Here is a 20,833-nt window from a genome sequence, read left to right as displayed (position 1 = left end):
TGTCCGTCGGGCTCGTCGTTCTCGTCGGACGGTGTGCTGACGGTTGGCTGGTAGCGGCTGGTGGGTGGACTACGTTGGACTGGCTCGACTGGTCGAAGTGGACGAACCGGCACATTCGCGAGCCCGCGTCGACCTGGCTGGCTCTACCTCCAGCCTAGACACCCGTCAGGCAGGATGGACCCTGCGCACCTCGTACCAGAAACAACCGCTGGAGACGCCTGGTGAGTTCCTCCGACAGCAACGTTCGCGCAGCGCGAACTCCCACCGTCGCCGTCACGGGCGCCGCGTCCGGGGTCGGTGCACTGCTGACCGAGCGGCTCGCCGCCTCGGAGGAGATCAAGCGCGTCATCGCCCTCGACGAGCGCCGCGGAGAGGTCAGCGAGGCCCAGTGGCACACGCTGGACGTACGAGATCCAGCCATCGCCGACCGGCTGCGCAACGACGGCGACACCGTGGACGTGGTGGTGCACCTCGCCCTCGACCTCGACCTGGAGACCGACCCCACCGCCCGCACCGCTCTCAACGTGCGCGGCACCCAGACCGTGCTGACCGCGGCCGCCGCCGCAGGTGTGCGCCGGGTCATCCTGTGTACGTCGGCGATGGTCTACGGGGCGCTGCCCGACAACGACGTGCCGCTCGCCGAGGACGCCGAACTGCGCGCGACCGCTGAGGCGACCGCCGTCGGCGATCTGCTGGAGATCGAACGGCTCGCGCGCCGGGCGCCGCGCGCCCACCCGGGGCTCAATGTGACGGTCGTGCGCCCGTCGGTGCTCGTGGGCGCGGGTATGGACACGGCCCTGACCCGCTACTTCGAGTCCCCGCGCCTGCTGGTGGTGGCCGACACCCGCCCCTGCTGGCAGTTCTGTCACGTCGAAGACCTGGTCAGCGCCTTGGAGTACGCCGTACTGGAGAAGGCCGACGGCGAGCTGGCGGTGGGCTGCGACGGCTGGCTGGAGCAGGAAGAGGTCGAAGAGCTGACCGGGATCCGGCGGATGGAGCTGCCCTCGGCCGTCGCCCTCGGCGCGGCCTCCCGGCTGCACCGGCTCGGCCTGACGCCCTCACCCGCCGGCGACCTGGCGTACACGATGTACCCCTGGGTCGTCAGCGGCTCCCGGCTGCACGACGCGGGCTGGCGGCCCCGGTGGGCCAATGAAGAGGTGCTGGCGGAACTGCTGGAGGAAGTCGCCGGGCGCCATACGGTCGCGGGCCGCCGGCTGGGCCGTACGGAAGCGGCCACCGCGGCCGGCGCGGGCGCGACGGTGGCGCTGCTGGGCACGGCCGCTCTGGTGCGCCGGGCACGCAAGCGCCGCGGGCTGTGAGGATCCGCCGGGTTTCCCTCGGTGTGGCCCGTACGGCAGCATGACTCCATGGCACAGACGTACGACCACCCCGGCGAGCAGGCGGCGGCCGATCCGATCCGTCTCCTGGACATCCGCGACGCGCCACTCTCCGTCGACGAGGTCTTCGCCGCCGTCGGCGACACCTCCGCGGGCGGCACGGCACTCTTCGTCGGCACGGTGCGTGACCACGACGGTGGTACGGACGTCGCTCGTCTGGGGTATTCCGCGCATCCCACGGCCGAGGCGGAGCTGCGCCGGATCGCGGAGAAGCTGACGGCCGACTTTCCGGTACGCGCGCTCGCCGCCGTGCACCGGGTGGGTGAACTCGCCGTGGGAGATCTCGCCGTCGTGGTGGCGGTCTCCTGCCCGCACCGCGCGGAGGCCTTCGAAGCCTGCCGCCGCCTGATCGACGAGCTCAAGGACCAGGTCCCCATCTGGAAACACCAGTCCTTCGCGGACGGTTCAGAGGAATGGGTGGGCGCGTAGCGCTGTCAGGCCGGGCGACGGGTGGGCGGATCGGTGCGTAGGTCGGCGCCTGCCGCTGGCCGGATGTGGTGGTCGGGTGACAGCCGCACGGCGCTGTCCGGTTGCGTAACCCGACCCCCGGACAGAGCGTTGTTCTGCCGAGAGTTAATCTGCTCATCTGCCGTTCCGGTTCGGCCGGACTACGCGCTCAGAAGGGGTCGGGAGGTCTTCATGGCGGCTCTCGCCTGGTTGCTGATTCCGATCGCTGCCGCTGTCCTGGCGGGAATCTGGGGCAGTTGGGCCAGCCGTCGTCGAACGGGTGTCCCGGACTCGGCCGGTGTCGCCGGGTACGAACGTTTCCGTGCCGCGATGGAGCGTTCGCGGGGCGACGAGGCCGACGGGAAGGCCGGCGAGGAGCCCGTCTCGGAACCGGTCGTGGCCGCCGCGCAGCCCGCCCCGGACGGACCGGCCCGGACAGCCGACTGACAGACAGGTCCCGTACTGTCGTGGCATGCCACGCCGCACCGCGACGATGCTCGCCTCCACGCTGATCCTCATAGCGCTGCTCTGCGCCGGGATGCTGATCAACGTGCCGTATGCGGAGATGTCGCCCGGCCCCACGGTCAACACCCTCGGTGAGCATGACGGCGAGCCGGTGCTCAACATCAAGGACCGCAAGACCTACGAGGCCTCGGGCCACCTGAACATGACCACGGTCCGGGTCACCGGAGCCGACTACCGGATGACTCTGGTGGAGGCCGTCGCAGGCTGGCTCCAGCACGACAGCGCGGTCGTGCCGCACTCGACGCTCTATCCGGAGGACAAGTCGGCCAAGGAGGTCGACGAGGAGAACGCCGAGGAATTCAGCGCGTCCCAGGAGAGCGCGAAGGTCTCGGCACTCAGGGAGCTGGGCATATCGGTTCCCTCGCGCATCATCGTCGGGTCCGTCGTCAAGGGCGGCCCCTCGCAGGGCAAGCTTCACGCCGGCGACGTCATTCGCGCCGTTGACGGCAAGGCGGTCAAGGAGCCGAAGGACGTGGCGGTCCAGGTGACCAAGCACAAGCCCGGCCAGCAGGTCCGCTTCACCGTCATCCCCGTCGCCAAGGCCGACGCCGCGGAGAAGGCCAGAAGGAAGCCCTCCGCCCGGGACGAGAAGCAGATCACCGTCCGGACGAAGAAGGCCGGCGACGACGGCCGCGCCATCGTCGGCATCCAGCCCGGTACCGGTCACACGTTCCCGTTCGACATCGACATCAAGCTGGCCGACGTCGGTGGCCCGAGCGCCGGGCTCATGTTCGCCCTCGGGATCGTCGACAAGCTGACTCCCGAAGACCTCACCGGCGGCTCCTTCGTGGCCGGTACGGGCACCATCGACGACAAGGGCAAGGTCGGCGCGATCGGGGGCATCGAGATGAAGACCGTCGCGGCGCGCGCCAAGGGCGCCACATACTTCCTCACTCCGGCGGACAACTGCGCGGCCGCCGCCAAGGACAGGCCCGCCGGCCTCACTCTGGTGAAGACGCGCACCATGGACGACGCCACAGACGCGCTGAGGAAGATCCGCGACGACGACACGGCCGCCCTCCCGCGTTGCGGGGCGAGCTGACGGCCGTAGCGCCGGACCGCTGGACCAGCTCCGCGGAACCGGTCACGCGGGTCACTCTTCGAACGTCGCCGCCAGCGCCTCAGCCAGACCGGGCACCAGGCCCGCACCCGTCAGCACCTCTGCCGAGGCGTCCTTCTCGCGCAGCCGCAGCGCCGACTCCCGTGTCCCGTCCCGCAGTACGGCCACGGTCATCCGGACCTCCTGCCGTTCGGAATGTTCCGCGACCCACTTCGCGAGCTGCTCCTCGGCGCCCTCCCGCTGCAGCTCCTCCGGCACCGACTCCTCCGCGGACTGCGGCAGCATCAGCCGTTCCACCGTCATCGCGCACCCCGCGACCGCGTCCGGCCAGGCGATGGTCGCCAGGAACTCGTCGAGCGGCGCACCGGTGGGCAGCTCGTCCTGTTCCACCGGGGTGAGTGAGCTGCCGGGCTGCTGTCCGGTGTCCTCGAAGCCGAGCTGACCGGCGAGTTCGGGTTCCTGTGCACGCAGCTGAGCGGTGTCGACCAGGGCGAACAGTCGGGTGGGCTGGTCCCAGCCCATCCCTGCCGCGTATTCGTCGATCTCCAGCACCGCCTGGGTGAGCGGAGTGGAAGCCAGGGGCGTGCCGTCGGTGGGAAGGTTGTCCATGCCTCTATCGTGCCGCCTTCGACCCCGGGATCGGGAACTGGGTAAAGCTTCGTTAAGTTGCATGAGTGGGTCTTACGATGCGGGGCCCAACTTCATTCACTGCGATCTTCGAGGTGCGCACCTTGGCTTTCCAGATGCCGGACCGTGGCTCAGGCGGTCCATCCGGGCCCCGGATCAGAGTGGGCAGGCCATCGCGGCGCGCTCGGACGCTGCTGCTCACGGTGGGCGTGCTCGCGGTCCTGGCCATGTTGTTCGTCATGTTCGCCGGTTTCTGGACCGACTGGCTCTGGTACCGCTCGGTGGCCTACAGCTCGGTCTTCACCAAGACCCTGTGGACCAAGGCCGGCATGTTCGCGTTCTTCGGTCTGCTGATGGCCGGGTCGGTCGGCTTCAACATCTGGCTCGCTCACCGGTTGCGCCCGCCGCTCAGCGCGATGTCGCTGGAGCAGCAGAGCCTCGACCGGTACCGCATGGGCATCGCGCCGTACAAGAAGTGGGTGCTGCTGGGCGTCACCGCGCTGGTCGGGCTGATCGCCGGCGCCTCGGCCGCCGGGCAGTGGCGCACCTGGCTGATGTGGATCAACGGCGTTCCGTTCGGCCGGATCGACCCGCAGTTCCACATGGACATCTCCTTCTACACCTTCGATCTGCCCTGGTACCGCTTCCTGCTGAGCTTCGGCTTCGCCGCGGCCGTACTGTCGCTGCTCGCCGCGGCGCTGGTGCACTACCTCTACGGCGGGCTGCGCATCACCACCCCGGGAGCCCGTGCGACGGGCCAGGCGACCGGGCACCTGTCCGTGCTGCTCGGCATCTTCGTGGCCCTCAAGGCCGTGGCCTACTGGCTGGACCGGTACGGACTGGCGGTGAAGTCGGGTGACTTCAAGGCGACGGACAACTGGACGGGGCTGAAGTACGTCGACGCGAACGCCTATCTCCCGGCGAAGACCATCCTCTTCTGCATCGCCATCATCTGCGCCCTGCTGTTCTTCGCCACCATCTGGCGGCGCACCTGGCAGCTGCCGGTGATCGGCTTCGGCCTGATGGTGCTCTCGGCGATCCTGATCGGCGGGCTGTACCCGGCGATCGTGCAGAAGTTCCAGGTCCAGCCGAACGAGCAGGCCAAGGAGACGCCGTACATCAAGAAGAACATCAAGGCGACGCGCGACGCCTACGGCATCGACGACTCGCAGGTGACGGACTACTCGGGCACCAGCAAGGCGAGCAACAGCGAGTTGCGGGACGCCGCCGGCACCACCGCCAGCATGCGTCTGCTCGACCCGAACGTCGTCTCACCGACCTTCCAGCAGAAGCAACAGGTCCGGGGCTACTACCAGTTCCCCGAGACGCTCGACGTGGACCGCTACAAGACCGCCGACGGCAAGGAGCAGGACACCGTCGTCGGCCTCCGGGAGATCAACACCAAGGGCATCCCGGAGAAGAACTGGATCAACGAGCACTTCAAGTACACCCACGGCTACGGCATGGTCGCAGCCAAGGGCACCACGGTCGACAAGGACGGCGCACCGGCCTTCACCGAGCAGGACCTGCCGCCCAAGGGGAGCATGGGCACGTACGAGGGCCGCGTCTACTACGGCGAGAAGACCGATCAGTACTCGATCGTCGGGGGCCCGCAGGAGGAGCTCGACTACGCCGACGACACCGGTGAGAAGACGTACACGTACAAGGGCAAGAGCGGCGTCAACCTGGCCAACCCGATCAACCGCGCCGCGTACGCCGTGGGATTCAACGAGCCGCAGATCCTCTACTCCGGCGCGATCGGCGAGGGCTCGCGGATCCTCTACAACCGGACCCCGAAGCAGCGGATCGAGGCGGTGGCTCCCTGGCTGACCATCGACGGTGACCCGTATCCGGCGGTCGTCGACGGCCGGATCAAGTGGATCGTGGACGCCTACACCACCTCCGACGGATATCCGTACTCCTCCCGTACGACACTCGGTGACACCACACAGGACTCGCTGACCGACAATCAGCGCGCGGTCGTCGCCCGGCAGAACCGTGTCAACTACATCCGCAACTCCGTCAAGACCACGGTGGACGCCTACACCGGCAAGGTCGAGATGTACCAGTGGGACAAGAAGGACCCGGTGCTGAAGACGTGGATGAAGGCGTTCCCGGACACGGTCAAGCCGAAGAGCGCGATCAGTGGCGAGCTGATGGACCATCTGCGCTATCCGCAGGACCTGTTCAAGGTGCAGCGCGATCTGCTGACCCGCTATCACGTCACCTCGCCGACGCAGTTCTACAGCGGCAGTGAGCGCTGGCAGATCCCGGACGACCCGACGCACAAGGGCACCGCGGTACCGCCGTACTACCTGAGCCTGCAGATGCCGGGCCAGAACAAGCAGACGTTCTCGCTGACCACGACGTTCAACCCCAACGACCGCGAGACGCTGGGCGCCTTCATGGCGATCGACGCGGATCCGCGCAGTTCCGGGTACGGCAAGATCAAAATGCTGAGACTGCCGTCGAACACCACGGTCTCCGGACCCTCGCAGGTGCAGAGCAAGTTCAACTCCGATCCCGCCATCGCCGAGTCGCTCAACCTCCTCAAACGCGGCGACTCCGAGGTCGAGTACGGAAACCTGCTGACCGTGCCGCTGGAAGGCGGTCTGCTCTACGTCGAGCCGGTGTACGTGCGCGGCGCCGGCACGAACTACCCGCGGATGAGGAAGGTCCTGGTCACCTACGGCGAGAAGATCGCCTTCGAGAACACCCTGGGCGAGGCTCTCGACAAGGTCTTCGACGCGGAGGGCGGCGGTGGTCAGGGCGGCGGCGGTGGTGAGGATCCGCCGCCGGCCGACAAGGGGTCCGTGCAACAGGCCCTCCAGGACGCGCAGAAGGCGTACGACGCCGGTCAGCGCGCGCTGGAGAAGAGCGACTGGAAGGCGTACGGCAAGGCCCAGGACGACCTCAAGGCAGCCCTGAAGGCGGCCGCGGACGCCGAGAAGGGATCGAAGAAGGACTAGCGGAGACATCGCACGGGGTGCTCCGGGCAGGGACACGACCGTGTCCGGAGCACCCCGTGCCGTGGTGTAGGGTTGTGAACACAACGGCGCGGGGTGGAGCAGCTCGGTAGCTCGCTGGGCTCATAACCCAGAGGTCGCAGGTTCAAATCCTGTCCCCGCTACTGAAGACGAAGGGCCCGGATCCTCAAGGATCCGGGCCCTTCGCGTGCGTGCGCCCGTCAACCGGCAACCCCCTTTCGTGGCAAGCGGTTTGAGGTGTCTCTCTGTCGGGAAGTCGACAAACCTCTGAAGTGACCTCACTCGGTGGTGGTATTCGAGGTGTACGCGGCTTGTGGGTGGTGCGACGATGGGGTTTATGGGGGACAACGTGAGGCTCGAAGGTCCACCGGGGGCCGGGACGGGCCGGACGGGAATTGACAACAGCGCTGAGGACGCTTCCGCGATGAGCGTGCTCGGGGCACAACTGCTGCGCCGCGGCGACCTGGACGGCGCGGAGCCCCGGCTGCGCGCCGCCACCGCGGCCGGTGACCGCGCCGCCGCCAACAACCTGGGCGTGCTGCTGCACCAGCGCGGCTATGCCGACGAGGCCGCAGGCTGGTGGCGTATCGCCGCCGTCGCCGGATCGGCCGCGGCGGCGCACGCCCTGGGAAGACACCACCGCGAGCGCGGCGACGAGCCCGCGGCGCACTACTGGCTGCGCCACTCCGCCGAGTCCGGGCACGCGCTGGGCGCGTACGCCCTGGCCGATCTGCTCGAGCACCATGGCGAGGACGGCGCCGAAGAGTGGTTCCGTGCTGCCGCCGAGCGGGGCCACCGCGAGGCCGCGTACCGCGTCGCGCAGATCGTCAGCGCACGTGTGGCCGCCGCGGCCGCCGAGGGGGAGGGAGGGACCGCCCAGGGGCAGGAAGGGGCCGTCGGAACGGCCCCGGACGAAGCCGAGCAGTGGTACCGCCAGGCCGCGGCGCGCGGTCACCGGCGGGCCGCGCTCCGGCTGGGCGCGATTCTGGAGCGCCGCGGTGAGCTGAAGGAAGCGGGCCGGTGGTACCTCACCTCCGCCAAGGACGGCGAGTCGCGGGCCGCGTGCGCGCTGGGCTTCCTGCTGCGGGACGCGGGCGACGAGGAGAGCGCCGCCGTCTGGTGGCGCCGCGCCGCCGAGGACGGCGACGGCAATGCCGCCAATGCGCTGGGCGCGCTGCACGCCTCCCGTGGTGAGCGGCAGGCCGCCGAGCACTGGTACCGGGTCGCGCTCGACGCGGGCAGCGACAACGGCGCGTTCAACCTCGGGCTGCTGTGCGCGGCGGAGGAGCGCACGGCCCAGGCCGAGCAGTGGTACCGCCGTGCCGCGTACGCCGGCCACCGCGAGGCCGCCAACGCGCTGGCCGTGCTGCTGCTCCAGCGCGGCGACGCGGAGGGTGCCGAGCCGTGGTTCTCCAAGGCCGCCGAGTCGGGCAGCGTCGACGCGGCCTTCAACCTGGGAATCCTGCACGTCGGCCGTGGAGACGACCGCACGGCCCGGGTCTGGTACGCGCGAGCCGCGGCCGCGGGACACCCCGAGGCCGCCCTGCAGGTGGGCATCGCCCTGCTGCGGGAAGGCGACGAGGACGCCGCCGAGCGTCGGCTGCGCTGCGCCGCGGAGGGCGCGAGCGTGGAGGGCGCCTTTCGGCTGGGCGTACTGCTGGAGGGGCGCTCGCCCTGTGCGGGCGCCACCAGGGCGGCCGGTGCGGCGCGCACCCGCGAGGAGTACGAGGAGTGGTACGAGCGCGCGGCCGAGCAGGGCCACCGGCGTGCCCAGGTGCGGCTCGGGATGTGCGCCGCCGCCCGCGGCGAGATCGTCGAGGCCGCTCGCTGGTACCGCGCCGCGGCGGAGGCCGGCAGTCCCAACGGCGCGTTCAACCTCGGTCTGCTGCTGGCCCGGGAGGGAAGTGAGCCGGAGGCCGCGCTGTGGTGGACCCGCGCCGCGGAGGCCGGAAACGGCCGTGCCGCGCTCCGGCTCGCACTGCTCTGCGCACGGCGGAGCGAGCTGGAGGAGGGGCAGCGCTGGTGTGCGCAGGCGGTCGAGTTCGGGCCGGCCGAGGTGGCCGAGCGGGCTGCCAGGCTGCGCGACGCCCTGCGCTCGGAGCTGTCGGCCTGAGGACGTGTTCAGGGCTCCGCGGAACGCCGCGCGGGGCCCTGAACGGGGGCACGGACAAGTGATTTGCGCTGGTCGTCGCGGCAGGGTTAGAGTTACGGCACAACGGCGCGGGGTGGAGCAGCTCGGTAGCTCGCTGGGCTCATAACCCAGAGGTCGCAGGTTCAAATCCTGTCCCCGCTACTGAAGACGAAGGGCCCGGATCCTCAAGGATCCGGGCCCTTCGTGTGTGCGCACGCGGACACCTCCCGCACCGCTTGCCGCGCCCATGACGAAGCCCGCGCCACGGGAGAGGTGGACGCGGGCTTCAGCGGGCGGGTGGCCCGGACGGGCGGCGGGGGCGGTGCCGGCCCGGTGCTGTCGTCAGGGAGCGGAGCACCGGGGACAGGTGCCCCGGTAGGTGACGGTCGCGTCGGCGATGGCGAAGCCGTACCGCTCGGCCTCGGGGAGGCTGCTGAGGGGGTCGCCGGTCGGGTGGACGTCACGAATCGTGCCGCACTGCGAACAGATCAAGTGCTGGTGTGAGTGGCGGGCGTTGGGGTCGTACCGCTTCGCCCGCCCGTCCGTGCTGACCTCGATCACCTCTCCGATGGAGACGAGCTCGCTCAGCGTGTTGTAGACGGTCGCCCGCGCGATCTCCGGGAGAAGGGTGGAGGCGCGTGTGTGGACCTCGTCGGCCGTGTAGTGCACATGGTCACCGTCAAGCACCTCGGCGACGACTCGCCGCTGCGCGGTGAGCCGCCAGCCGCGATCGCGGAGTCGCTCCAGCAGGTCACTCATATGGGCAGCTTAGCAGTGACGGGTCCATGAAGAGAACCCGTACGGAACAAGGCTTATTCTTGACTTGGACAATGTCCAAGGTAGGATCGGCGGAGGCTTTCCGAGCAACAGGTCTGCAGCAGGAGGAGTACGTGACGGTGCAGCACAAGGCCAACGGTCCGCTGACGACGGAAGCCGGCGTTCCGGTCGCGGACAACCAGCAGAGCCAGACCGCAGGTCCCGGTGGCCCTGCACTGATCCAGGACCAGCTGCTCATCGAGAAGCTGGCGCACTTCAACCGCGAGCGCATCCCGGAGCGCATCGTGCACGCGCGCGGAGCGGGGGCGTACGGCACCTTCACCCTGACCGCGGACGTGTCGCGCTACACCCGGGCGAAGTTCCTCTCCGAGGTCGGCAAGCAGACCGAGACCTTCCTCCGCTTCTCCACGGTGGCGGGCAACCTCGGCTCGGCGGACGCGGTGCGTGACCCGCGTGGCTTCGCGCTGAAGTTCTACACCGAGGAAGGCAACTACGACCTCGTCGGCAACAACACGCCGGTCTTCTTCATCCGGGACGCCATCAAGTTCCCCGACTTCATCCACACCCAGAAGCGGGACCCGTACACCGGCTCCCAGGAGGCGGACAACGTCTGGGACTTCTGGGGTCTGTCGCCCGAGTCGACGCACCAGGTGACATGGCTGATGGGCGACCGCGGCCTCCCCGCCTCGTTCCGTCACATGAACGGGTACGGCTCGCACACCTTCCAGTGGAACAACGCCGACGGCGAGGTCTTCTGGGTCAAGTATCACTTCAAGACCGACCAGGGCATCAAGACCCTCACCAGCGAGGAGGGCGAGGCCCTGGCGGGCAGGGACCCGGACAGCCACCAGCGGGACCTGCGCGAGTCCATCGAGCGCGGTGACTTCCCGAGCTGGACCGTCCAGGTGCAGATCATGCCGGCGGCCGACGCCCCGAACTACCGCTTCAACCCGTTCGACCTGACCAAGGTCTGGCCGCACGAGGACTACCCGCCGATCGAGATCGGCAAGCTCGAGCTCAACCGCAACCCGGAGAACATCTTCGCCGAGGTCGAGCAGTCGGTCTTCTCCCCGCACCACTTCGTGCCGGGTATCGGCCCCTCGCCCGACAAGATGCTCCAGGGCCGCCTCTTCGCGTACGGCGACGCCCACCGCTACCGCGTCGGCATCAACGCCGACCACCTGCCGGTGAACCGCCCGCACGCCACCACCGCCAACTCGCACGGCCGCGACGGCGTGATGTACGACGGCCGGCACGGCGGCAGGAAGAACTACGAGCCCAACAGCTTCGACGGCCCGGTGCAGACCGACAGGCCGCTGTGGGAGCCGATCACGGTCTCCGGCACCACCGGTGACCACGTGACTCCGTCGCATGCCGAGGACGACGACTTCGTCCAGGCGGGCAACCTCTACCGGATGATGCCGGAAGACGCCAAGGAGCGGCTGATCGGCAACGTCGCGGGCTTCATCGCCCAGGTCTCCCGGGACGACATCGCCCAGCGGGCCATCGAGAACTTCCGCAAGGCGGACGCGGACTACGGCAAGCGACTGGAGGCCGCGGTTCAGGCCCTGCGCGGCTGACCCGGCCGCTCGCTGTGGGAACCCGGAGGGACCGGACGCCATGGGGCTCCGGCCCCTCCGGTGCGTCCGGCCCCTTCGGGTGCGTCCGCCGGGCCCTTCGGGGCGCTCGCTCTCAGACCGCGAGCGTGTCGACGGCGCCAGGTCTGCCCGCGGTCCAGCAGCGGACGATGTCACGCACCGAGACGACGCCGGCGACCTCCTGCCCGTCCAGCACGATCAGATGCCGGAAGCCGCCGCGTGTCATGGCGCCCGCGGCGTCGTCGAGGGTCCATTCCGGCGTCGCGAAGACGACGTCGGTGGTGGTGTGGTCGTGGGCCGACTCGCGGTCGGGGTCCTGGCCGGCGCCAAGCGAATTGAGGATGTCGCGCTCGGTCAGAATGCCGAGACCGCTGGTGTCGGGGTCGAAGACCACGGCGGCTCCCACTCGCCGGGCCGCCATCAGCTGGGCGGCCTGGCGCAGGGTGTGAGCGGGTCCGATGGTGAGAACGACTTTGCTCATGGCGTCGTGGACGAGGGTGGGCATGTTCGTGTTGCCACCTCCTTGGAGGAACCACTTCTCCTCGAGAAGTAATTCACAAGGGCACAAGCTTGCGGACTCTCATGTTCACATGCCGCCGCGGACGCAACAAGGGGGCATCGGGCAGTGGGGGGCGTGCGAGAAACGCGCTCTACGCCGTCAGATAGCCGAGCGCTTCCTCGTGCAGCAGTCCGTTCGAGGCCATCGCGTTCCCGCTGTGCGGGCCCGGCCGGCCGTCCAGACCGGTGAACATGCCGCCCGCCTCCTGCACGATGATGGCGTTCGCCGCCATGTCCCACAGGGAGAGCTCAGGCTCGGCGCACACGTCCACCGAGCCCTCGGCGACCATCATGTACGGCCAGAAGTCGCCGTAGCCGCGCGTACGCCAGCAGTCGCGCGTCAGATCGAGGAAGTTGTGCAGCATGCCGCGCTCCTCCCAGCCGTGCAGGGAGGAGTACGCGAAGGACGCGTCCCGTACGACACCCACCTGGGACACCCGCAGCCGGCTGGCCTGCGACAGGCTGCGCCCGGTGTAGGCGCCGCCGCCCTTCGCCGCCCACCAGCGGCGGTTCAGGGCCGGCGCGGAGACCAGGCCGACCACGGGCTGGTCGCCGCCCTCGCCCAGCTCGGTCAGCGCGATCAGCGTCGCCCATACGGGCACTCCGCGCACGTAGTTCTTGGTGCCGTCGATCGGGTCGATGATCCAGCGCCGTGAGCCGTGCCCCTCGGTGCCGAACTCCTCGCCCAGCACGGCGTCCCGCGGGCGGGTGCGCTTGAGTGAGGTGCGGATCAGCTCCTCCGCCGCCTTGTCGGCGTCGCTCACCGGAGTCAGGTCCGGCTTCGTCTCGACCTTCAGGTCGAGAGCCTTGAACCGCTCCATGGTCGCGGCGTCGGCGGAGTCGGCCAGCACGTGGGCGAGACGCAGATCATCGTGGTAGTCCGGCATGTGTGAACAGTATCCACCCACCGGATGGCCAGCTACAGGGCCGTGCCCAAGCGAGTGTGGGCCATCCGGGGAGGATCGTCCGGGATGCCGCTTCCCCGGCCGCGGTGTATTGACAGATCCTGGCGGCGCGTCAATTGTGTCCCGCACCCCAGCCGCCGGGCACGGAGGCACGATGCCAACCGCACGCGAAGCCCTGCTGGCAGCCGCGCACACGGCTGTCGGCACCGAGCCGTGGACCGGAGTGCGGATGGTGGACGTCGCCGCCGCCGCGGGCGTGTCCCGGCAGACCCTGTACAACGAGTTCGGCAGCAAGGAAGGGCTGGGCTCGGCCCTGGTGAACCGGCTGGTGGACGGCTTCCTCGACGCCGCGGCGCGGGCCGCCGCCGAGGCCGGCCGCCGTGGCGGAGCGGACCCCGCGGCCCGCTGTGCCGCCGTGGCGGCCTCGATACTGCGTGCCGCCCGCGACGAACCCCTCGTGCACGCCGCCCTCACCGGCTGCTGGGGCCCCAGGATGCCGTTACCTTCCGATGCCGGGACGCGACAGCCGGGGGCGCGAACGGGCGACCCCGGTGAGCTGGCCACCGCACTGTGCGACCGGATGGTCGCCGGGCTGTGCGCGAACGGACCGGCGAACGGATCAGCGAACGGAGCGTCAGGAGAGCTGAGCCAGGCATGTGAGGCCGGTCTGCGGATCGCGCTCTCCTACATCGTCGCGCCGTCAGCGCTGCGGTCGGAGGAGGAGATCCTCGGCCGGATCAGCGAGGTCGTACGGGCGCTGCTCGCGCACGGCCACTGACACTCACTGACAACCGGTCAGTGGGCGCCCCCGGACAGCTGCAGGCCCATCACGCCGACGATGACCAGCGTGATCGAGACCAGTTTCAGCACGGAGACCACGTCACCGAGGAAGACCATCCCGTAGATCGCCGTACCCGCCGCGCCGATGCCCGTCCAGACGGCGTAGGCCGGCCCGACGTCCAGCCGCCGCAGCGCCAGCGTCAGCAGTCCGAAGCTGCCCAGTGCGAAGGCGCAGAACGCGACGGTCGGCCACAGGCGTGTGAAGCCGTGTGAGAGCTTGAGGCAGACCGCGAAGCCGGTCTCCAGGAGCCCCGCCACGATGACCAGCAGCCACGCTGCCATGCGGTACGCCTCCCGTTGCTCCCCGCCGCACTGTGTCCGGTGTGCCGGTACCGGCCGGTGTGCGCTCTTCCGGGTGATTATGCCCACGGAGGGCCGAACGGGCGGGTCAATCCCCTTCGCGCTGTTCGCGCGTCGCCAGCAGCCGCCGCAGGGAGTACAGCCGCTGGGGATCGGCGTGGCCGTCCGCCACCCACCGGTCCAGGGCGCAGTCCGGTTCGTCATGGCCGCAGGCGCGCGGGCACTCCTCGGTGCCCGGTTCGAGGTCGGGGAACGCGCCGATGACGCGCGACGGATCGACATGGTGCAGCCCGAAGGAGCGCACACCCGGGGTGTCGATCACCCAGCCGCCCGTGCCGGGCAGCGGCAGGGCGAGTGCGGAGGTGGTGGTGTGCCGGCCGCGGCCGGTGACCGCGTTGACGTGCCCGGTGGTGCGCTGCCGCCGCTCCGGCACGAGTGCGTTCACCAGGGTCGTCTTGCCCACGCCGCTGTGCCCGACGAACACGGTGCTGCGTCCGTACAGCGATTCCCGCACCCGCTCCGCCGCCTCGCCATCGGCCAGTTCGTGCCGGCTGGTGACCACGAAGCGCACTCCCAGCGGCGTGTACTTCGCCAACAGCGGCGCGGCGGGGGCGAGATCCGACTTGGTCAGTACGAGCAGCGGCTCCAGCCCCGCGTCGTAGGCGGCGACCAGACAGCGGTCGATCAGGCGCGGCCGCGGCTCGGGGTCGGCGAGGGCGGTGACGATCGCCAACTGGTCGGCGTTGGCGACGACCACGCGCTCGTACGGATCGTTGTCGTCCGCCGTACGCCGCAGCACCGAGCTGCGTTTCTCGACCCGGACGATGCGGGCGAGGGTGTCCTTCGCGCCCGTCAGATCGCCGACGACGGCGACCCGGTCCCCGACGACCACACCCTTACGGCCCAGCTCGCGTGCCTTCATCGCGGTGACCGTGCGCTCGCCGACGAGGCAGGTGAGGCGGCCCCTGTCGACGGTCAGCACCATGCCTTCCGCCGCGTCCTCATGTTTGGGGCGGGTGTGCGTACGCGGGCGGCTGCCCTTGCGGTGGGGGCGTACGCGGATGTCGTCCTCGTCGGTGTGCTTGCCGTAGCGGCGCATCGCGAGAGCCTCTCAGGCTCGCTCTTCGACGCGCTCGTCGCCGACCTGCTGCTCGCCGAGCATCCCCGCCCACAGCTCCGGGAAGCCGGGCAGGGTCTTGCCGGTGGTGGCGATGTTCTCCACCCGCACGCCCTCGACCGCCAGGCCGAGCACGGCGCCCGCGGTGGCGAGCCGGTGGTCGTCGTAGGTGTGGAAGTCACCGCCGTGCAGCGGACGGGGCCGGATGCGCAGGCCGTCATCGGTTTCGGTGACATCGCCACCCAGCCCGTTGATCTCGCGGGTGAGGGCCGCCAGCCGGTCCGTCTCGTGCAGCCGCAGGTGCCCGACACCGCGCAGCACGGACTCGCCGTCGGCCAGGGCGGCGACCGCGGCGATGCCGGGAGTCAGCTCGCCGACGTCGCTCAAGTCGACGTCGATGCCCTGGATCCGGCCGCCGCCGGTGAAGGTGAGGCCACGCTCGTCCCGAACCCAGGAGCCGCCCATTTCGGTGAAGATCTCCCGCAGCGCGTCACCGGGCTGCACGGTGTGTTCCGGCCAGTCCCGGATGGTGACCCGGCCGCCAGTGACGAGGGCCGCGGCCAGGAAGGGCTGCGCGTTGGACAGGTCCGGTTCGACGGTCAGGTCGCGGCCCAGCAGTGCCCCCGGGGTGACCCGCCAGACGTGGGGCTCACCGCCGTCCTCGGGGGCGTCGACCTTGGCGCCGGCCCGGCGGAGCATCTCGATGGTCATCCGGATGTGCGGCACCGATGGCAGCGTGGCACCCGTGTGGCGCACCTCGACACCCTGGTTGAAGCGCGGTCCGGACAGCAGCAGGGCGCTGACGAACTGGCTGGAGGAAGAGGCGTCGATCTCGACCGTGCCGCCGTCAAGTGAGCCGCTGCCCTGCACGGTCATCGGCAGGGCGCCGCGCCGGCCGTCGTCGATGCGGGCGCCGAGCGCGCGCAGTCCGTCGATGACGCCGTGCAGCGGACGTTCGTACGAGCGCGGGTCGCCGTCGAACCGGACGGGACCGTCGGCCAGCGTGGCGACCGGCGGCAGGAAGCGCATCACGGTGCCCGCGTTACCGACGTCGACGGTGGCGGGGCCGTGCAGGCCGGTGGGGATGACACGCCAGAACTCGCCCGTGCCGTCCGGTCCGACGCCCTCCTCGATGTGCGCACCCAGCGCCCGCAGCGCCGCCGCCATCAGCAGGGTGTCGCGCGAGCGCAGCGGGCGGCGCAGCCAGCCGGGGTCGGCGGACAGGGCGGCCAGTACCAGGCCCCGGTTGGTGACCGACTTGGATCCGGGCACGGTGACGGTCGCGTCGACGGGTGCGGAGGCGTACGGCGCGGGCCAGCGGTCGGCGGATTCGGTGTGCTCGGTCATGGGGCTCACTTTAGTCCGCCCCGCCCGCCCGCCGCCCCGCTCACAGCCCGAGCAGCCAGCGGCCGCCGCCGGTCAGGGAGCAGAGCGACACCGCGTGGAAGAGCACCAGCCAGAGCGCGGCGGGGACGTGCGTGAGCCGGGAGAGCTGGTCGGCGTCCGAGTCGGGGGCGCCGCCCCGGCGCCGCTTGCCCTGCAGTTCGAAGACCGGGCGGACGCCGCCCAGCAGCAGGAACCACACCACCCCGTACGCGAACGCCGCCTGCACCTCCGGCTCGGTCAGCCAGGAGACCAGCAGGAAGGCACCGCCCGCCAGCAGAACGGTCAGCACCCCGTAGGCGTTGCGGATCATCAGCAGCATGGCGAGCAGCAGTGCGGTCGCGCTCCACAGCAGGAGGGTGATGTGGTTCGCGGCCAGCAGCCAGGCGCCGCCGAGGCCGAGCAGGGAGGGCGCGCTGTAACCGGCCGCCGCGGTGAGCACCATGCCGATGCCGGTCGGCTTGCCTCGCGACAGCGTGAGTCCGGAGGTGTCGGAGTGCAGCCGGATGCCGTCGAGCCGCCGCCCGGACACCAGCGCGATCAGGCCGTGCCCGCCCTCGTGGGCGATGGTGACCGCGTTCCGGGACAGCCGCCAGACGCCGGACGGCGCCACGGCGGCGAGGGCCACGACAGCGGTGATGACGACCAGCCACTGGTTCGGGTCGGGCTGGGTGCCGAAGACCCGGTCCCACATTCCGGCGATGCTCGTGGTGTCCATGTCGTTCCCTTGTTCTTCCCGACCCCTGTACCGCGCCCCGTGCCATTTGTGCGACGGACGGCCTTTCACTTCAATGCCGTGGCAGTGTGGCACTTATGTGCGGACGGTATGCAGCGAGCCGGCGACCGGAGGATCTCGTCGGGCTCTTCGACGTGGAGAAGTGGGAGCCCCGAGAGGCTCTGGCGCCGGACTACAACGTCGCCCCGACCAAGCAGGTGCCCGCCGTGCTCGACCGGCCGGTCAGGGGCGCGGACGACCCGCGGCCGGTGCGCCAGTTGCGGACGCTGACCTGGGGGCTGGTGCCGGGGTGGGCGAAATCACCTGCCATGGGCGCCAAGATGATCAACGCGCGGGCCGAGACCGTGCACGAGAAGCCCGCCTACCGGCGCCCCTTCACGGCCCGCCGCTGCCTGCTGCCGGCGGACGGCTACTTTGAATGGATGACGGCCCAGGGTGAGCTGGCCCTGGAGCAGGAGGGCAAGAAGAAGCGGCCGCGCAAGCAGCCCTACTTCGTGGCACCGGCCGACGGGTCGGTGATGGCGCTGGCCGGACTGTATGAGTTCTGGCGCGACAGTACGCTTCCGGACGATCATCCACGGGCCTGGTGGACGACCTGCACGGTGATCACCACGCAGGCGGAGACGGCGCCGCTGGCGGGACCGGGCGGAGCGGGCGGGCCGGGTGATGAGCACGGCGAGCACGGCCCGCGGTCGCTGTCCGACATCCACCCCCGGATGCCGCTGATGCTGCCGCCGGAACGCTGGGACGCCTGGCTGGACCCCTCCCGTACGGACCCGGAGGACCTGCGCGAACTGCTGGCGCCGCCACCGCCCGGGCTGATGCGCGCGTATCCGGTCTCCACCGAGGTCAGCAATGTGCGGAACAACGGTCCCGAGCTCCTGAAGGAACTGACCGGGCCGGAGATCGGCACGCTGTTCTGAGCGGGGTGAGCTGGTGAGCCGGCCGGCCTGAGAGGCGGCAGGATGCTCCCCATGAGCGAGAGCGAGATCGTCGGAACACCCGCGGGGGACGCGCGTATCACGTGGCACCCCGCGGACACGGCGCGCGCCGTGCTGGCTCTGGGGCACGGTGCGGGCGGCGGAATCGAGACGCGGGACCTGCGGGCGCTGGCCGGGGCGCTGCCCGCCAAGGGCGTCACCGTCGCGCTGGTCGAGCAGCCGTGGCGGGTGGCGGGGAAGAAGGTCGCCCCTGCGCCCAAGACCCTTGATGCCGCGTGGACGGCTCTGTGGCCGGCGCTGTGCTCGCCCGGGCTTCCCGTCGTCGCGGGCGGGCGCAGTGCGGGCGCCCGCGTGGCCTGCCGTACGGGCAAGGAACTGGGCGCCCACGCCGTACTCGCGCTGGCCTTCCCGCTCCATCCGCCGGGGAAGCCGGAGAAGTCGCGGGCCGGGGAGCTGACCGGGGCGGGGCTGCCGACGCTGGTGGTGCAGGGTGGCCGCGATCCGTTCGGGCGCCCCGAGGAGTTCCCCGCGGGTACGGAGCTCGTGGAGGTGCCCTCCGGCGATCACGGGTTCGCCGTGCCGAAGCGTGCGGAAACCGGGCCTGAGCAGGCTGGGCTTCACATGAACCTGCTCACCGAAGGGGTCCGCGGCTGGCTGGCCGGACGGGGCCTGTCCGGCTGAGCGGAGCTCCCGCCGGGCAGGCCGACCGGCAGGCGGGAATGAACAGCGGCGGGCCGCTGTTGTCGGCACCGTCGAAGCGTCACGAGAAAGGGAGCCGCCCCCATGGGTTCTGTCGCTTGCCCGCACCGTCCGCAGGCCGCTGACCTGGACTGGGCCACGGTCGCGCTGGCTGGTGGGCCGACGATTCCAGCGGCGCGCGGAGCGCAACGTCGTCTATTCTCCGAATCGGGCGGGTCCGCGTTCGGACCCGGCGCGGTTTCGGAGGAGGTGGGTCCGGTCAACGGGACCGAAGACGGCGGAGACGCCGAGCAGGAGACCGAGGCGGAGCGCAGCGCGCGCTTCGAGCGGGACGCCCTGAACTACCTCGACCAGATGTACTCGGCGGCGCTGCGCATGACGCGCAACCCGGCCGACGCCGAGGACCTGGTGCAGGAGACGTACGCGAAGGCGTACGCCTCGTTCCACCAGTTCCGTGCGGGCACCAATCTCAAGGCATGGCTGTACCGCATCCTGACCAACACCTTCATCAACTCCTACCGGAAGAAGCAGCGCGAGCCTCTGCGCAGTGCGGCCGAGGAGATCGAGGACTGGCAGCTGGCGCGCGCCGAGTCCCACATGTCGACCGGGCTGCGCTCTGCCGAGGCCCAGGCACTCGACCACCTGCCGGACTCCGATGTGAAGGAAGCCCTGCAGGCCATTCCCGAGGAGTTCCGTATAGCGGTGTACCTCGCGGACGTCGAGGGGTTCGCCTACAAGGAGATCGCCGACATCATGGGGACACCCATCGGCACGGTCATGTCCCGTCTGCACCGCGGGCGTCGACAGCTGCGCGGCATGCTGGAGGACTACGCGCGTGATCGCGGGCTCGCTCCGGCCGGCGCCGCGGAAGGGTCGCACGACGGGAAGGGCTCGGGCTCATGAGCTGCGGAGAGCCGCACGAGACGGACTGCTCCGAGGTGCTGGACCACCTCTATGAGTACCTGGACCGGGAAATGCCGGACAGCGACTGCGCGAAGTTCCAGGAGCACTTCGACGAATGCTCACCGTGCCTGGAGAAGTACGGACTCGAGCAGGAGGTCAAGAAGCTCGTCAAGCGTTGCTGTGGTCACGACGACGTGCCCGAGGGCCTGCGGTCGAAGGTGATGGGCCGGATCGAGCTGATCCGCGCGGCCGAGCGCGGTGAGGAGCGGACCGGAGAGCTACCGGACCCGGTGGCCGCACCGGCGGTGGACGACGACACGGCCGGGTCCTCGCCGCAGCCTTCCGCGGGGCGCAAGAAGTACGCCTGATAGGGGAGTTGGCACTCTCTTACTCGAACATCCACTGCCAACTCACCCGAATGTGTAAAGCTGCGCGATCCCGTACGAGGTAATGGCCGGATGAGGTCTCCACCCCGCCCCTGATCGTCCTATTCTCCCCTATCCGATGTGGTACGGGGAGGAGTTGCGGGATGCGTGCACGGGGAGCGGGAAGTGCGGGGCTGCCGTGGCTCGCGCGCGGTGTCATCGCCTGTGCGGTGACCGGCGCGGCGTGCTGCACCGGTCCGGCCCTCGCCGCCCTCACCAGGTCGGCTGGCCCCGGCGTCGAATGGGGCGTCCTGCTGCCGCTCGCGGCGCTGTACGCGATGTCTCAATGCGCCCCGCGCTGCCCCCTGATGGGTCACCGGGTGCCGGGGAACCTGGGCGCCTTCTTCCCCGTCCTGCTCACCGGCGCCTTTCTGCTGCCGCCCGCGGCCGCCGCGCTCGTACCGCTGCCCGGCGCCCTGATCGGCCGGGTCGAGCCGGGGCACACCGCCGCCCGCCGCGGCTGGCACGCTGCCCAAC

General features: G+C 70.3%; 20 protein-coding genes, 2 tRNA genes and 1 pseudogene. 15 read left to right on the top strand and 8 right to left on the bottom strand.

Translation table 11 applies throughout. The features are described 5' to 3' along the window. The first annotated feature begins 221 nt into the window (after positions 1 to 221). From ACRDP3_RS25260 to ACRDP3_RS25245, 4 genes are all read left to right on the top strand, one after another. Positions 222 to 1,319: an SDR family oxidoreductase gene (locus ACRDP3_RS25260; RefSeq protein ID WP_431519301.1), complete on the top strand. Its 1,098-nt coding sequence runs from the start codon at positions 222 to 224 to the stop codon at positions 1,317 to 1,319. Between the two features lie 48 nt (positions 1,320 to 1,367). Then, the gene (locus ACRDP3_RS25255) at positions 1,368 to 1,826 is read left to right on the top strand and encodes a molybdenum cofactor biosynthesis protein MoaE (RefSeq protein WP_431519300.1); all 459 of its coding nucleotides are present in this window, start codon (positions 1,368 to 1,370) and stop codon (positions 1,824 to 1,826) included. A gap of 210 nt (positions 1,827 to 2,036) precedes the next feature. Beyond that, positions 2,037 to 2,291: a hypothetical protein gene (locus tag ACRDP3_RS25250; RefSeq protein ID WP_431519299.1), complete on the top strand. Its 255-nt coding sequence runs from the start codon at positions 2,037 to 2,039 to the stop codon at positions 2,289 to 2,291. A gap of 25 nt (positions 2,292 to 2,316) precedes the next feature. Then, the gene (locus tag ACRDP3_RS25245) at positions 2,317 to 3,411 is read left to right on the top strand and encodes a YlbL family protein (protein WP_431519298.1); all 1,095 of its coding nucleotides are present in this window, start codon (positions 2,317 to 2,319) and stop codon (positions 3,409 to 3,411) included. 51 nt (positions 3,412 to 3,462) lie between these two features. On the opposite strand, the gene ACRDP3_RS25240 is transcribed toward ACRDP3_RS25245, so the two are convergent. Beyond that, entirely contained in the window at positions 3,463 to 4,038 is a 576-nt protein-coding gene (locus ACRDP3_RS25240; protein ID WP_431519297.1) for a PPA1309 family protein, read from the bottom strand. Between the two features lie 113 nt (positions 4,039 to 4,151). Between ACRDP3_RS25240 and ACRDP3_RS25235 the strand changes: the two genes are divergently transcribed. The 4 genes from ACRDP3_RS25235 to ACRDP3_RS25220 all read left to right on the top strand — a co-directional run bounded on the left by ACRDP3_RS25235 (position 4,152) and on the right by ACRDP3_RS25220 (position 9,336). Next, positions 4,152 to 7,025, top strand: a complete 2,874-nt coding sequence (locus ACRDP3_RS25235; RefSeq protein WP_431519296.1) for a UPF0182 family membrane protein — start codon at positions 4,152 to 4,154, stop codon at positions 7,023 to 7,025. 87 nt (positions 7,026 to 7,112) lie between these two features. Then, positions 7,113 to 7,186: transfer RNA gene (locus tag ACRDP3_RS25230), tRNA-Met, on the top strand. A gap of 281 nt (positions 7,187 to 7,467) precedes the next feature. After that, complete coding sequence (locus ACRDP3_RS25225; protein ID WP_431519295.1) at positions 7,468 to 9,156, top strand: tetratricopeptide repeat protein; 1,689 nt, start codon at positions 7,468 to 7,470, stop codon at positions 9,154 to 9,156. 106 nt (positions 9,157 to 9,262) lie between these two features. Beyond that, positions 9,263 to 9,336, top strand: a tRNA-Met gene (locus ACRDP3_RS25220). Between the two features lie 180 nt (positions 9,337 to 9,516). Here ACRDP3_RS25220 and ACRDP3_RS25215 read toward each other — a convergent pair. Further along, positions 9,517 to 9,933 carry a Fur family transcriptional regulator gene (locus tag ACRDP3_RS25215; protein WP_431519294.1) on the bottom strand — a complete coding sequence of 139 codons (417 nt, stop codon included), beginning with the start codon at positions 9,931 to 9,933 and terminating at the stop codon, positions 9,517 to 9,519. Positions 9,934 to 10,064: 131 nt separating this feature from the next. On the opposite strand from ACRDP3_RS25215, the gene ACRDP3_RS25210 reads away from it, so the two are divergent. Continuing rightward, a complete protein-coding gene (locus ACRDP3_RS25210) occupies positions 10,065 to 11,531 on the top strand; it encodes a catalase (protein ID WP_431519293.1) in 1,467 nt (488 codons plus the stop codon). A gap of 112 nt (positions 11,532 to 11,643) precedes the next feature. On the opposite strand, the gene ACRDP3_RS25205 is transcribed toward ACRDP3_RS25210, so the two are convergent. Next, the gene (locus ACRDP3_RS25205) at positions 11,644 to 12,054 is read right to left on the bottom strand and encodes a CBS domain-containing protein (RefSeq protein WP_431519292.1); all 411 of its coding nucleotides are present in this window, start codon (positions 12,052 to 12,054) and stop codon (positions 11,644 to 11,646) included. 145 nt (positions 12,055 to 12,199) lie between these two features. Continuing rightward, complete coding sequence (hisN, locus tag ACRDP3_RS25200; protein ID WP_431519291.1) at positions 12,200 to 12,994, bottom strand: histidinol-phosphatase; 795 nt, start codon at positions 12,992 to 12,994, stop codon at positions 12,200 to 12,202. 172 nt (positions 12,995 to 13,166) lie between these two features. On the opposite strand from hisN, the gene ACRDP3_RS25195 reads away from it, so the two are divergent. Then, on the top strand, positions 13,167 to 13,790 hold the full coding sequence (locus ACRDP3_RS25195; RefSeq protein ID WP_431519290.1) for a TetR/AcrR family transcriptional regulator: 624 nt from the start codon (positions 13,167 to 13,169) through the stop codon (positions 13,788 to 13,790). Positions 13,791 to 13,807: 17 nt separating this feature from the next. On the opposite strand, the gene ACRDP3_RS25190 is transcribed toward ACRDP3_RS25195, so the two are convergent. The 4 genes from ACRDP3_RS25190 to ACRDP3_RS25175 form a co-directional block, all read right to left on the bottom strand. Next, a complete protein-coding gene (locus ACRDP3_RS25190) occupies positions 13,808 to 14,134 on the bottom strand; it encodes a DMT family transporter (RefSeq protein WP_431519289.1) in 327 nt (108 codons plus the stop codon). A 106-nt stretch (positions 14,135 to 14,240) separates the two neighbouring features. Further along, positions 14,241 to 15,251 (bottom strand): ribosome small subunit-dependent GTPase A, encoded by a 1,011-nt coding sequence (rsgA, locus tag ACRDP3_RS25185; RefSeq protein ID WP_431519288.1) that lies wholly within the window; start codon positions 15,249 to 15,251, stop codon positions 14,241 to 14,243. Between the two features lie 12 nt (positions 15,252 to 15,263). After that, positions 15,264 to 16,616: a 3-phosphoshikimate 1-carboxyvinyltransferase gene (aroA, locus tag ACRDP3_RS25180; RefSeq protein ID WP_431519287.1), complete on the bottom strand. Its 1,353-nt coding sequence runs from the start codon at positions 16,614 to 16,616 to the stop codon at positions 15,264 to 15,266. A gap of 40 nt (positions 16,617 to 16,656) precedes the next feature. Next, on the bottom strand, positions 16,657 to 17,370 hold the full coding sequence (locus tag ACRDP3_RS25175) for a M50 family metallopeptidase (protein ID WP_431519286.1): 714 nt from the start codon (positions 17,368 to 17,370) through the stop codon (positions 16,657 to 16,659). A 95-nt stretch (positions 17,371 to 17,465) separates the two neighbouring features. Between ACRDP3_RS25175 and ACRDP3_RS25170 the strand changes: the two genes are divergently transcribed. The 5 genes and pseudogenes from ACRDP3_RS25170 to ACRDP3_RS25150 all read left to right on the top strand — a co-directional run. Further along, a complete protein-coding gene (locus tag ACRDP3_RS25170; protein ID WP_431519285.1) occupies positions 17,466 to 18,311 on the top strand; it encodes an SOS response-associated peptidase in 846 nt (281 codons plus the stop codon). Between the two features lie 51 nt (positions 18,312 to 18,362). Further along, a complete protein-coding gene (locus tag ACRDP3_RS25165; protein ID WP_431519284.1) occupies positions 18,363 to 19,010 on the top strand; it encodes an alpha/beta hydrolase family protein in 648 nt (215 codons plus the stop codon). A 267-nt stretch (positions 19,011 to 19,277) separates the two neighbouring features. Beyond that, on the top strand, positions 19,278 to 19,931 hold the full coding sequence (locus tag ACRDP3_RS25160) for a sigma-70 family RNA polymerase sigma factor (RefSeq protein ID WP_431519311.1): 654 nt from the start codon (positions 19,278 to 19,280) through the stop codon (positions 19,929 to 19,931). After that, the gene (rsrA, locus tag ACRDP3_RS25155) at positions 19,928 to 20,299 is read left to right on the top strand and encodes a mycothiol system anti-sigma-R factor (protein WP_431519283.1); all 372 of its coding nucleotides are present in this window, start codon (positions 19,928 to 19,930) and stop codon (positions 20,297 to 20,299) included. Before ACRDP3_RS25160 ends, rsrA begins: the two co-directional genes overlap by 4 nt. A gap of 161 nt (positions 20,300 to 20,460) precedes the next feature. After that, positions 20,461 to 20,833: pseudogene (locus tag ACRDP3_RS25150) on the top strand (hypothetical protein); the annotation flags it as partial.

The sequence above is a fragment of the Streptomyces sp. genome (assembly GCF_050698815.1).
In the GTDB taxonomy this organism is placed as follows: Bacteria; Actinomycetota; Actinomycetes; order Streptomycetales; family Streptomycetaceae; genus Streptomyces.
This window is presented reverse-complemented; position numbering and strand designations above follow the sequence as displayed.